The 13,155-nt window shown below is 35.4% G+C and carries 10 protein-coding genes; 7 read left to right on the plus strand and 3 right to left on the minus strand.

Annotation, left to right across the window (positions count from 1 at the left end; genetic code table 11):
- The 5 genes from RR062_00005 to cls form a co-directional block, all read left to right on the plus strand.
- Positions 1 to 354 (plus strand): hypothetical protein (locus RR062_00005; GenBank protein MEG2026109.1); only part of this gene is annotated, 354 nt, incomplete at its 5' end.
- Between the two features lie 191 nt (positions 355 to 545).
- On the plus strand, positions 546 to 1,880 hold the full coding sequence (locus RR062_00010) for a prepilin-type N-terminal cleavage/methylation domain-containing protein (protein MEG2026110.1): 1,335 nt from the start codon (positions 546 to 548) through the stop codon (positions 1,878 to 1,880).
- Positions 1,881 to 1,940: 60 nt separating this feature from the next.
- Complete coding sequence (locus tag RR062_00015; protein MEG2026111.1) at positions 1,941 to 3,392, plus strand: hypothetical protein; 1,452 nt, start codon at positions 1,941 to 1,943, stop codon at positions 3,390 to 3,392.
- A 367-nt stretch (positions 3,393 to 3,759) separates the two neighbouring features.
- Positions 3,760 to 4,305, plus strand: coding sequence for a hypothetical protein (locus RR062_00020; protein MEG2026112.1), 546 nt, complete (start codon positions 3,760 to 3,762; stop codon positions 4,303 to 4,305).
- A complete protein-coding gene (gene cls, locus RR062_00025; GenBank protein ID MEG2026113.1) occupies positions 4,302 to 5,891 on the plus strand; it encodes a cardiolipin synthase in 1,590 nt (529 codons plus the stop codon). The genes RR062_00020 and cls overlap by 4 nt, the downstream gene beginning before the upstream one ends.
- Before the next feature lie 174 nt (positions 5,892 to 6,065).
- Here the strand turns inward: cls and RR062_00030 are convergent, their stop codons facing one another.
- Positions 6,066 to 6,671, minus strand: coding sequence for an ECF transporter S component (locus RR062_00030; protein MEG2026114.1), 606 nt, complete (start codon positions 6,669 to 6,671; stop codon positions 6,066 to 6,068).
- Positions 6,672 to 7,292: 621 nt separating this feature from the next.
- Here RR062_00030 and RR062_00035 point away from each other — a divergent pair.
- Both RR062_00035 and RR062_00040 read left to right on the plus strand, forming a co-directional pair.
- Positions 7,293 to 8,645, plus strand: coding sequence for an MATE family efflux transporter (locus tag RR062_00035; GenBank protein ID MEG2026115.1), 1,353 nt, complete (start codon positions 7,293 to 7,295; stop codon positions 8,643 to 8,645).
- A gap of 93 nt (positions 8,646 to 8,738) precedes the next feature.
- Complete coding sequence (locus RR062_00040) at positions 8,739 to 9,428, plus strand: GTP pyrophosphokinase family protein (protein MEG2026116.1); 690 nt, start codon at positions 8,739 to 8,741, stop codon at positions 9,426 to 9,428.
- Between the two features lie 237 nt (positions 9,429 to 9,665).
- On the opposite strand, the gene RR062_00045 is transcribed toward RR062_00040, so the two are convergent.
- Positions 9,666 to 9,863, minus strand: coding sequence for a DNA-binding protein (locus tag RR062_00045; GenBank protein ID MEG2026117.1), 198 nt, complete (start codon positions 9,861 to 9,863; stop codon positions 9,666 to 9,668).
- Between the two features lies 1 nt (position 9,864).
- On the minus strand, positions 9,865 to 13,035 hold the full coding sequence (locus RR062_00050) for a diguanylate cyclase (GenBank protein MEG2026118.1): 3,171 nt from the start codon (positions 13,033 to 13,035) through the stop codon (positions 9,865 to 9,867).
- Positions 13,036 to 13,155: the final 120 nt, after the last annotated feature.

Genomic DNA, 13,155 nt, shown 5'->3' on the forward strand with positions numbered 1-13,155 from the left:
TTTTTAGTACTTTCCATAGTAGGTTTAGTATCTATATTTGTTTCGGTAAACTATGTAGAAGTTTCTAGTTTTATTAAATCTTATCTAACCGAAGCTCAAATTCAATTTGTAAGAGACTTTGTATCTAATATAACTAACGGCTCAGGCGTAGCCGTATTCGTACAGACAATAACTTCTCAAATAGTAGTAGCTCTAAGCATCTCTACGCTTGCGTATTCGCTTAGGGCTATTACATATTATATTAACTTTGTTTTTAAAAAGGTATCTTATCTTATTTCTATCAAACTCAAATCTATTTCTTCTTTCGTATCTTTAACCAAACGCAATCTTCAATTTAGTCGTTTCAATCAATAAACTTTCTTAATTTAATTTAATCACATCTTTGTATCACAATTAGAATTTACTTGTTAAAGTTCTCTTTTTTGCGTTATGCAAAATTTGACTTAATATAAGTTCTATTTGTCGTTACTTATAAAAAAACACCACTAAGATATCTAAACCATATCTTAGTTAAAAATATAATTTATTTTTAAGGAGGATAAATAATGAAACAAAAAAGGAAAGGCTTTACCCTTGTCGAACTAATTGTAGTAATAGTAATTATTGCAATTCTTGCCGGCGTACTTATTCCTACGTTTGGTATGGTAATAGAGCGAGCTAGGGTTAGCAACGACACAACCAACGTTAAAAATATGAACCAGTATTTGGCTCTTGCTGCGCTTGACTACAAGGTCTCGCACTTCACAGCCGATGAAGTTAAGAATATTTTAATCGAATTTGATTTAAAAGCGGAGCAGAAAGGTAAATCGCTTTGGTATGACAGAGCTAACAACAAAATGGTAATTGACGACGACACTACCACGCTAAATCCGGTGGGCGCAAAAGTAAATGATAGTCATTTTAATGCTTTAAATAATATAAGTTCGGCATACGCCGAACCAGCCCAACCAAAGGCGAAGATTTTGAACTTTCCCTCGGCTCTTGAAGCAGTTGGAAACAATACGGCTTGGTTATATATGGACTCAAATAATAACAAGCCCGTTGGAAAGGCAATTAATACTATTAAAAATTTAATAGAAGAAACTAAAAAAGCCAACAAGAATAGCGTAGGTCGTAGCACTCTGTTAGCTACGTTTAACACTGCCATTGCAACTTTAAATCCTAACGTAAAGGAAGTATTACAAAATTTTTCACCTGCAACAACATTATATATTGCTAGCGATGGCTTCTATTCTTCGATAGAAAACCCAAAAACGGACATTAGCTTGGTTCAGGTATTAAACTTTACAAATGTTGTTTTTATTGATGGATTAAAGACTTTGCCGGTCTCTGATTTTAAGACATATCAGCCTGATATAAAAATAAGAGTTGTAAATCCAATAATTATACCTTGCACAATTTCAAGCTTATCTGTAACAGCTGAAAAACCAGGAACATTTGTAAATTTAACAAATGACACCGTAGTGTCGGCAACCGTACCTAGCGTAATTACTTCTAATACTATTAATCCAAATATTGTAGTCGCTCAACCTAGCGTAAACAACAGTTTTAGAATTCAAGTTATGCTTATGTATCCAGTAAGTGAATCAAAACCCAATGACCCCAGAAAAATTGTTGCGTGTCCGCTAGACGGAACGATTATCTTTGTGCCGGTTGGGTCAAGTTTCTATATTGACATTACAACACAAGAAAGGGGGGCTATGGCAACGTTTAACGTTGATTATATTTCTTTCGGCAAATCCGCCGATGGGACTATTCGCAACGCTAGTGCCATTAGAATTACTTATTTCAACGCAGACGGTACAATATTAGCCTATGGCGAGGTCAATTATATAGAAACAGACGCAGTATTTCCACTCACAAATAAAATGGTTAAATAGTTAACTGTGCAATGGCAAAGTATGCCTGCATAATAAATAAAAATAATAAGGAGAAAAACAATGAAAAAAGTAACAAAATTAACAGCGTTAGTATTACTAATAGTTGTAATGACGTCACTGCTCGCTTCTTGTGGCGCAAGTAAGATTACCAAAGTTGAGCTTGTAACAGCGCCAAAAAGCGCAATTTTAGCCACTGAGAATTTAGGGACAGTAGCGCTTAAATTTACAGTAAAAGACGTAGCAGACCCAGTTAGCGTAACGCTTGACCTTACTGCTGGTCTTCCGGCAACTATCAAGGTTAACGCCCTAACTGTAAACATTACTTACACCGGTTCCGGCGTAGACGGAGCAAACTACAAGAAGGTAGTTGGTAATTATGAGATAATTGCTACATTTAAAGAAGGTAAAGAAATTGGCAAAATTACTTTTAATTATCGTGTAGTTACTGACCCAATCGACGCTAACTTTGCGACAGGCGCTGGTACGCAAACTGACCCATACCAAATAACAACTGCGCAAGAGCTCAACAATCTTAGAAATATGACAGCAGATGCAAATAAAGGTAACTACTACAAGATTATGAATGATATTGACCTTGCTAGCATTGCCAACTGGATACCTATCGGCGAAATTACAACACGTACTGTTGCCGATAAGATTGTAATTGAACCCGTTCCCAACAAAACATTTACCGGCAAGATTGATGGTAATAACAAATCTATTAAGAACCTTACAATTAATTCATCTGTTGATACCGAAGCTGGTTTTATTGGTTTGTTTACTTATCTTGGAGCAGGTAGCGAAATTAAAAACTTATCTTTCGTAAACGCTAACGTAACTGTTACGGGTCACCTTTACACATATTCCGCTATACTTGCCGGTAGCGCATCCAAAACTACTCTTACAAATATCAACATCGTTGGCGGTACGGTTACGGGCGGCAATAGAATAGCCAGTATTGTCTATGCTGTCAGCGGAACAAGCACGTACACGAACTGTGTGTCGTCTGCTACGCTTAACGTACAATGCAATTATAGGACTATCGCAGGCGGACTATTTGGAGAGCTTTGTGGCGAAGATGAAAGAGCTAACGCTAATATTATAGCTCGCACGCCTTCAATCTTTACCCTAACAAATTGCGAATTTAAGGGTCAAATGAACATCAAGGCGCTTAGTGCTCATTCTACATCGTTTAGATGGTTTGGTCAATTATTCGGTGGTACGTCGTATACAGCTGGCGCTCCCACTGGAACAGGCATTGACGTAGTCGTAAATAACTTTAAAGCAAACGGCAAGATTAATGTGCTTAAACACACCTCACTAACTAACGGTATTGACAGTTTGATACCTGTGGGCACGGCCGGCAACTTGTTTATCTATGTTGACACTTATGATGGCATTGCGGTAGACAAACTATTTAACAGCACCACTGATAACAAAGCTTCGGCTGGTAAACTTGGTAGAGTACACTGCAACTGCAAACTTATCATTAATGGCAGCGTAGTCGCTTAGAACATTAATTCTGCTACACAATATTAAACAATAAACTAAAAATATTATTTTAGCAACTACTGACTATAACAAATAACATTACTATTAGTAATTAAGTAAAACTTTACAATGAATTAAAATTATAGCACAAAAACTGAAACACACTTATTAATTTCAAATACTTAAATGGTCTTCTTCAAGACGCCTTCTGTTTGTTAAATACGGCAGAAGGCGTCTTTTTGCTAATTTTATAAAAAATATGAAATTCTATTGTAATTAAAGGCATTAATTGTTATAATAATATAGATTAAACAAATGTTAATCTATTGTTTTGTTTTTTTGCTTAATTAGCAACAAAATAATTAAAAGTAAAACAAATGAGGGAAAAATGAAGTTAAAACCAAATAGAGATTATTCACGGTACGATTACTTGACGATTGCGATTAAGACCGACAAGCCTAACGAAATTTTATCGTGCTATAAAGATTTTTGTTGGGAAGTAATTGAGAGCGCCGACGACGACCAGTTTGACGATATCATTCACGTTTCTTTTCGACGCAAACACAAAATAGCTAACAAGGATAGGTTGCAACTTCTTCAAGTTAATATGGAAACCGCTCTTAATAAATTGGGCAAAATTTGCAAAAACAAACACTCTAAATCGGCTTGGTTAGGTATTCCTTTGGGTATTTGCGATTGCGGACTTGCAATAGGGGGTATTTTGCTCGTGCAATACGCCAAATCGTTATTAGGACTTCTTGGCGGAATTTTTGCCGTTTTGGGTAGCATAGTATTTTTAGCAATTTTGGGCATACAGATAAAAAAACTTTTTAAAACCGAGATTAAAAATTATATTAAGTTTTCGGACGACATCGATAGAGAAATAGCTATTATTTGCCAAGAGGCAAGGCAACTTGTTGGAGAAAAAGTATGAAAAGGGTTACTACGCTAAGGTCAAAGCGGTATGCTTTTAAGGTTCACTCTCGGGATACCAAAACTGTAAAAATTAAAACCGAAAATAATGGTTACGGCGTGTTTAAGACCGTTTTTGTTGTGTTTTTAATAGTTTGGCAACTTGCGAGTTTTCTTTTTTTATATTTTTTATTTTTGGCGGCTTACCGCTGGTACTTGATTATTTCATTTGCGCTTAGCTTAATTGCCTGTATTCACGTGCTTTCTACCGAGAAAAACGGACAGTCCAAGGCAGTTTGGATACTATTTTTAATTATTTGTTTTAGCTTTGCCTATATAATATACATTTTATCGGACGAGCATATCTTTTTTGCTCGTGCAAAAAGACGCTATAATGAAATATACAGCGCAACCGAGAATTTGCGAGGAGAATATGTTGCGCCCATAAACGCAAATACCGCCGTTAAGGAAGACGTTGAGTATTTGCATAATACGGGTTTGTTCATACCATATACCAATACAGATATTGTATATTTTCCTTCGGGCGCTCAACTTTTTGACGACGTTTTAGCTCGACTTGAAAAAGCTGAAAAGTTTATTTTTATGGAGTTTTTTATCATAGCCGACGGCGTTCTTCTTACTCGTTTGCTAGATTGTCTAGCCAAAAAGGCGAAAGAGGGCGTTGACATTCGTATAATTTATGACGATATGGGTAGCCACCGCACAATTCTTAACAGCACAAAAGAGCGAATAAAGAAAGACGGTATAAAAATATTTGCTTTTAACCGCTTAATTCCACGTTTTAACGTTGCCTTAAATTACCGTGACCACCGTAAAATAATAGTAGTAGACGGCAAAACCGCTTATACCGGCGGGTCTAACATCGCCGACGAATATATCAACGAAAAGCAGATGTACGGTTACTGGAAAGATACAGGCGTAAGACTCGACGGAACGGCTGTCGATGGTTTTACCTTAATTTTCTTGCGTCAATGGGAATTTTTAACCAAAACAAAACAAGACTATTTACCTTTTTTAAAACTAAATCAGCCTACTACAAATACTTCGGTAGTTATGCCTTACGCCGACGGACTTGACTATGCTTCGGCTATTGGCAAAAACACGTACTTAAATATAATGGCTTCGGCAAAAGAGAAGTTGTATATTATGAGTCCATATTTTATTCCCGACGACAGCATAATTAATATGCTAGCTAATAAGGCGCTTTCGGGAGTTGACGTGCGTATCATTTTGCCCGGCATACCCGATAAATCTTTGGTATACAGCGTTTCTAGAAATAATGCCGAAAGATTAATCGATAGCGGAGCAAAAATTTATTGTATGAAGAACAGTTTTGTGCATAGCAAACTTGTTTTAAGCGAAAATTCCGTAGTAATAGGTTCAATCAATATTGACTTACGCAGTTTTTACCAACAATTTGAGTCAGCCGTTTACACTAACGATGCCAAAGTTTTGAGTGATGTTTTGCAAGACTTTGACTTAACTTTTGAAGATTGCGAACAAATTACCAACAAAAATACTAAGCGTCGCAACATATTTAATCGCATCAAGGCAGGTATTCTTCAACTGTTTGCGCCATTAATGTAGCAAATTAGATTAACGTAATTGACAAGAAAAAATAAAAGCAAACCAAGTTTGGTTTGCTTTTTTGTATTAAAATTACAGTTAATGGGTGATAGCACGAATAAATACCTTTGGCTTAGAGTACTATGTATGTAATAATATTCTTAGCAAAACTTAGATTGGTTAACTAAATATTATTTAGCTTTGTTTTTCCTTTGGGGCGAAGTGGCAGTCATATTTTTCTAGAATATGACCTTTGCTTAACGCAAGTAAAATTGCAGGCACTAAGATAAGTTGTATTAATATTCCTAGCCAAGTATTTATAAATGCGCTTGTTAGCGAGGCAACAAGTATTGCGACAAATGTTATGTCCGGCGTTATTAGCGATAAGAGTATTACCCTAGCTATTACAAATACAATTCTACCTAGCGTCATAGCGCAAACAAGAGCTAGCAAATAGTTTATTTTTTTAGTTTTGTCTATTTGCGTAAAAATCTCCATAAATATGCCAGAGAATAAACCATAAGCGACAAGCTCAAATACCATTGGCACAAGGGCGTTTGGAAATGGTGGCATACCAAATATTAGAAAAGACATTGTCGGCGTAAGAAGTCCGCAAATTGCGCCCATAAGCCCTCCGCAAATAAGTCCGCATAAAAGCACAGGTATGTGCATTGGCGATAGTAGGGTTGCGGCGTTAGGTATAGCGTGCAGTATTTGTGGCATAAGCACGCCTATTGCAACTAACATAGCAGTCGTAGTCGATAGAAGTATTTTATTTTCTTTAATAAATCTAATTTTCATTTGTTTCCTCATTTTTTGTAGATAGGCTTATCTATTGAAGTATACCATCACTTAACTTATTAGTCAATGTCGAAATTATTTTTTTGTTTAGTATTATTTTTTAGCAATTTATTATTTTTCTTTTTAAGACGTTACAAACTTCATCGATGCTATTTGACAAGATATTTTATAAAAATATGTAACTCAAATGTGAAAACTAGGTTAAACTTAGGTTTTGTTAGGCGTCAAAAGCTAGACATTTAACATAATAAGTATTAATATAATCATTATATGTTACTAGAATACGAACAAATTTTTTGTTAAATAATTAATTAAATTTTGAAGATAACTAAATCAATACTATTATTTAATAGTCTATAATATTAGTAAATATTACTTAAAAGGAATGGCAAAATGCGTAAAAATAAAAAGACTCCGCTTAATGTAAGCGAACAAGACAAAGTTAATAACGGCGATAAGAGCGAACAAAGTAGCGTAGACAGCCAAGTTCAACTAGAAGAACAAAGTAGCGTAGGTAGCCAAGTTCAACTTGAAGAACAAAGTAGCCTAGACAGCCAAACTCAACCAGTTGGCGAAGAAAACAAGAAAAACGACCTCGAAACGCAGTCAATCGGCAAATTGATGTTAAAGCTTACTATTCCCGCCGTAGCCGCTCAAATTATAAATATGCTATATAATATTGTCGACCGTATTTATATCGGGCATATGTCTGTAAACGGCGACCTTGCGCTAACCGGCGTTGGCGTGTGTTTGCCTATAATTATGATTATTTCTGCTTTCGCCGCTCTTGTAAGTATGGGCGGAGCTCCCCGAGCCTCAATGTTTATGGGCAAAGGCGATTATAAATCGGCGCAAAAGACGCTAAGTAATTGTTTTTCGTTGCAAATAGTTGTTTCAGCTGTGCTTACGGTTATTCTTCTAATTTGGAATCGCCCAATTCTTTTAGCTTTTGGCGCAAGCGCAGAAACAATTCAATACGCAAGCGGATATATGTTTATTTACGCAATCGGCACAGTTTTTGTTCAGCTTACTTTGGGTATGAACGCTTTTATTACTGCGCAAGGTTTTGCAAAGATAAGTATGTTAACCGTCGTAGTTGGCGCAGTAGCTAACATTATACTTGATCCAATCTTCATTTATGGCTTTAATATGGGAGTAGAAGGGGCTGCGCTTGCAACAATTATTTCCCAAGCTATTTCTACTGCCTGGATAATATTCTTCCTTGTTGGAAAAAAGACTATTCTTAAATTAAATATTAAAAATATGATACCTACCCCAAAGATAATATTACCTTGTCTTGCGTTAGGACTTGCTCCATTTATTATGCAGGCAAGCGAAAGCATACTTTTTATTTGTTTTAATACTTCGTTATATCAATACGGCGGTAATATCGCTGTCGGCGCAATGACCATTCTAACTAGCGTAATGCAATTTACTATGTTACCGCTACAAGGCTTTTCGCAAGGGGCTCAACCAATCAGCAGTTACAATTTTGGCGCTCGCAATGGCGAAAGAGTTAAAAAGACCTTTTATTTATTGCTAAAAATATGCGTAATCTATTCGACCGTTCTTTGGGCGTTGATTATGCTTTTCCCACAAATGTTTGCAAAAATGTTTACGCCCGTGCCAGAATTAATAGAATACACCAAGTGGGCGCTACGAATTTATATGTCGGTTTCTTGCATTATGGGCATACAAATAGCCTGCCAAATGACTTTTATATCAATAGGCAACGCAACTTCTTCAATTATTGTCGCTTTGGTAAGAAAATTTGCAACGCTAATACCACTTATTTATATTTTACCACAAATAATAACCAACCAAGTAATGGCGGTTTACCTTGCCGAGCCTATCGCCGACGTAATAGCGATTACTTTTACGGTTTGTTTATTTGCCGTTCAATTTAAACGTGCCTTAAAGAAACTTGATATGCCCGAAAAACTTGCAAATTTAGACAACCCAAAAGTTGTTTAAAACAAAAATTTGCTTATTTTAAAAATAAAACTAAGTAAAAATAATTAAATAACTTAATAATCTAAATTACATTACAATTAGTAAGGATAAATTATGGACGAACAAATTATCAAAAATGAAAATACCGAAAATTTAACCGAACTTGCAGGACAAGTTAATCTTGCAGAGTTCTTAGAGTCTATTAAACCGTTTAGAGAAGTTATGATGCATTATGATTGCGCAATGGAGGAAGTTCGTACAAAAATAGTTGTGCTTGACCGAGAATTTGAAACTAAATATAAACGCAACCCTGTTGAAAACATAGTAACTCGTCTTAAAAAGCCAATTAGCATACTTAGAAAGCTAGAATTTCTACATTTGCCAGTAAATATCAATAATATTCAAAATGGTTTACACGATATTGCCGGCGTAAGAATTATTTGTTCATTTGTAAGCGATATATATGAAATTGCCAACCTTTTAACCAAACAAGACGATATAACGCTTATACAAACCAAAGATTACATTAAATCGCCAAAGCCAAATGGTTACCGCAGTTTGCATTTGCTAGTTAGCGTGCCAATTTTTCTTTCTAACGGTAAAATTCCAGTTTGCGTAGAAGTGCAAATTCGTACTGAGGCGATGGATAGTTGGGCAAGCGTCGAACACAAAATAAAATATAAAAAAGACATAGACAACACTCAAATTACCAAAAGATTAAAGTCTTGCGCCGAAAAGATGGCGCACATCGACCAAGAAATGCAAGAAATTAATCAGGTAATTGAAAATTTATCCTCAATATAAGTCAAAGTAACAGTTGTTATTTGAAACTTGTTTTATATAATAAGCTGTAATTACTTTAAGCTTTATTTTTTTAACGCTTCTAGTAGAAGTAAGTAGTTTAAAAACAAACTAAACCTCTCTCTAAGCAAAGATAATAGCTAAGTAAGGTCTAAGCGAAATAGAAAAGCCTTTATAAAATTATATTTATAAAGGCTTTAATTAATTTAGCAAATATTATTAATTGAAATTAATTTATTTTTAACTCAACTTTTTGTTTGTTTTAATGTACTTACCTTTTTTAATTCTTGCGTCGATAGGTTTTATCGCATTATCGGGTATGCCCCAATTAGCGCCCACTCTTTGAGCGCCATAAACTCGATTATCTTTGCATAGTATCGCAATTCTTCGTTGTGAAATTCCCCATTTTTGACTTATTTGTTTTGTTGATAATAACATATTAAAATTCTCCGCCTTCTTTACCGTAAAGTAAAACCATTTTTTGGTCGTTTGTCCAATTAATCGTTAGAGCGTTTACCTTTATCTCAGTTTTTCCGTCCTCGCTAGTGATAGTTAAGTCTTGTGTGTCGCCCTGTTTAATTTTTTCAACTAGACAGGTTTGACAAGGCGAATTTCTACCGCCCCTTAAAGTTTTAAAGCAGAACGAACCCATAATCGCAGAGGGGATTAAGGTCTTCATTTGCATATTTGTATATTCTATCGAATGTGTTCTAGGGTTGACAACGCAAATAAAGTCTGGCAAAACATCTAATATTTGAAGTCGTGTGCTTAAATTTGCAAGAACTACGGCCTCGGTTCTTTTTTTGTATAAGAATACGTCTATAATTTTAGACAAAAATGATAAATCTTCGATTTCTTCTAGCGTCCATACTCTATTTTTAATACAATCGTCAAAACCAATAAATCCGCTTATCTTTCCTTCGTTTATTATTGTGGTTTGTAGGGCGGACTTAATGCCTTGTTTTTCAAATAGTAAACGCATATAGCTAGGCAATCCCAGCGTATCTTTACAATATAATAAACCGTTACTATCAAAACTTTCAAGTATTGAACTGTTTTCAAAACTCATAGGCACATTTTGCATTATTTCTAATTGCGGAGGTATGCCTTTTTCGCACCATTCGTAGGTATTGCTTGTAAAAGTATTGTCTTCGTTATTTTCGTATATAGCCACTCTGCTTACGTGATATTCTTGTCCTATTGCGGCAAGCGCCATATTGATATTGATATTAAAGTCTTTTGAAGAATATAGTAATTCAAATATGCGTTCTTCTATGTTGTGCGACGTCCTTAGGTTGTGCAATTCTTCGTCGTTTGTGCGTTTAGTTTCAATAGAATAACTATCCGCCTCGCTTTCGTCATACAGCACAAACGTATCTTTACCACCTTGCTTTGCTTTATATAAGGCGGCGTCGGCCTTGCGATATAATGAGTCAAAAGATTCTAACTTATCTTCTATTACTATAACGCCCATACTACACGTTATTTTATAGTCGCCTTTTTCGCCCTGATATACTTGTCTAAGCATAGCCGAAGTAGCCGTTACTTTTTTAAGTATATTATTTGACGAAATAGCATCTTTCATAAGTATTGCGTATTCGTCGCCACCAATACGAGCTACGATATCGTCTTTATCAAAGAAATCTTTAAGTTTTGTAGCTACGTCAATTAGCACAAGGTCGCCAAAAGCGTGTCCCAAAGTATCGTTTATGCCCTTAAAATTATCAATGTCCAGAACAATAAGAGCGTATAAGCTATTAGTATTATTTTGCAAGGAGGCATTAGCCATTGTAGAACACGCCATTTTATTATATAAACCTGTCATTTGGTCTATTTGCGTTTTAGTTTCAAGGTAGTCAGCGTGTTTTTTGGTTTCGTCAATATCGCTTATTATACCAACTATTCGCCAAGGACGGTTAAGATTATCTTTGCATAGCGTTAAGTCAAATCTAGCCCAAATAAAGCTATTGTCGCCCCTTCTAATGCGAGCTTGATAACTTGTCGAGCCGGTTTCAAGCAGTTCTTCCATAGTATTGTTTGTAGCTATTAAATAATCGTCTGGGTGAAAGAAATAATGAGTAATTTTATCTATAAATTCGTTATAGGGCAGAGTCGAATAGGCAAGCGTATCGGCAAATATTTTTTCGGCTGAAACGCCAAATATTCTTTCGGCGTTTTCAAAGTGAGTATATATTTGCTTTTTTAAATCAAGTTCGAATAACGCTCCGTTTGACGAATTAATTGCCACCGTAAAACGTTCTTGACTAAGTCTAAGTTCTTCTTCTTGCTGTTTAACTAAGGTTATATCGGTTACAATAGTGTGATTGCGCAATTCTCCGTTATCTTCTACAAGGAAACCGTTGTCCATTACCCAAATAATATCGCCGTTCTTTTTATGTATGCGATAGGGCATTTTATATGTATTGCCAACTTGCAACTGTTTTAAATAGGTATCAAATACTTCTTGCCTATCTTCTTCAAGCATAACGTCTAAATACTTGCCATTAAATAGACTTTGTATATCTTCTAGCGTGTAGCCTGTCATATCGGTAAAACCTTGACTGGCGTAAAGAACGATGGTATTTTCGGGCGTTCTAGCGTGTTCGGTTACAATAACACCGCCGTTAATGTTACTAAGTAGTGATTGATATTTCTCGTTTGCCAGTACAATTTGCCTATTGTGCTTTTTGTAATTTAGCGCAATCCAAGTCAACAATATTAGCCCTGCAACAATTATTTGTAGCACAAGGGTAAGCACAAGGCTAGACATTTGTTTTTCTCGTTGTAACATAAACGAATCTGAGGTAAAACTAAGAGTGTACCAGTTGTTAATAAAGGAGGGCGTGAAGCTAACATATCTTCGGTTGCCATTATATTTGAAGGCAAAGCTTATTGAAGAACCTTTTTTCATAGCGGTTTTAATTTCTTCTAGCGATATATCTTTAAGCGTTGTTTTTGCAAGATAAGTAAATATATTGTTTTCGTCGCACATATTGTCTTCGTGTTGACTTTGCAATATAATATTGCCGTCAAGCGATACAATAAATCCGTAGCTTTCGCTAAAATATATCGTATTAAGTAGCAATTCGCCAGCCTTAGAAACGGGGTACGCTCCGCATAAAACGCCTATTACGGCGTCGTCATTTTTAATAGGAATAGTAATTGTTAGGGTTTTTTGTCCTTCTACAAGCGTGCTATCAAGTTCATTGACATTTTTAAATCCTTGCATAGCTTGTTTAAAATAGTCACGGTGACTAACATTTACCCTGTCGCCTATATTTGAAAAACTGTCTCCGTCCTCGTTGCAAACAATTAATCGAATAAATTCGCATTTATCGACAGCGCTTTGCAATATTATCTTAGTGTCTTGGCTAGACCAGTCAGGGATATCTTTAAGTAGGACGGATACCATTTCCATTATACTAAATTTACTATTAATTTTGTCTAAAAAGGCTTTGTTGTGATGTTGCGATATTTCATTTAATGTTTCATAAGTTTCTGTTGTAGAAGTATCAGTTAACTGTACAGAAAAACCCCACATTATACCAACCATAATCGCAATCATAACTAATGCAAATACCATATTAGCAATTATTCTTTTGCGCTTCATTTACCTAGCTCCTTTGTGATGCCAATTAAATTAATTGTATTCTACCGCCCGAACAAAGTCAAGTATATTTAGGCAATAACATACTGTTTGTCATAAACCCTTGGTATTGTTTTAACATAA

The sequence above is a fragment of the Clostridia bacterium genome (genome assembly GCA_036654455.1).
In the GTDB taxonomy this organism is placed as follows: domain Bacteria; phylum Bacillota; class Clostridia; order Christensenellales; family CAG-314; genus JAVVRZ01.

Bases quoted from the DNA above. Each gene is read 5' to 3' on its own strand.
- cls (MEG2026113.1), top strand. From the start codon at position 4,302: ATGAAAAGGGTTACTACGCTAAGGTCAAAGCGGTATGCTTTTAAGGTT.
- RR062_00030 (MEG2026114.1), bottom strand. From the start codon at position 6,671: ATGAAAATTAGATTTATTAAAGAAAATAAAATACTTCTATCGACTACG.
- RR062_00010 (MEG2026110.1), top strand. From the start codon at position 546: ATGAAACAAAAAAGGAAAGGCTTTACCCTTGTCGAACTAATTGTAGTA.
- RR062_00015 (MEG2026111.1), top strand. From the start codon at position 1,941: ATGAAAAAAGTAACAAAATTAACAGCGTTAGTATTACTAATAGTTGTA.
- RR062_00035 (MEG2026115.1), top strand. From the start codon at position 7,293: ATGTTAAAGCTTACTATTCCCGCCGTAGCCGCTCAAATTATAAATATG.
- RR062_00045 (MEG2026117.1), bottom strand. From the start codon at position 9,863: ATGTTATTATCAACAAAACAAATAAGTCAAAAATGGGGAATTTCACAA.
- RR062_00040 (MEG2026116.1), top strand. From the start codon at position 8,739: ATGGACGAACAAATTATCAAAAATGAAAATACCGAAAATTTAACCGAA.
- RR062_00050 (MEG2026118.1), bottom strand. From the start codon at position 13,035: ATGAAGCGCAAAAGAATAATTGCTAATATGGTATTTGCATTAGTTATG.
- RR062_00020 (MEG2026112.1), top strand. From the start codon at position 3,760: ATGAAGTTAAAACCAAATAGAGATTATTCACGGTACGATTACTTGACG.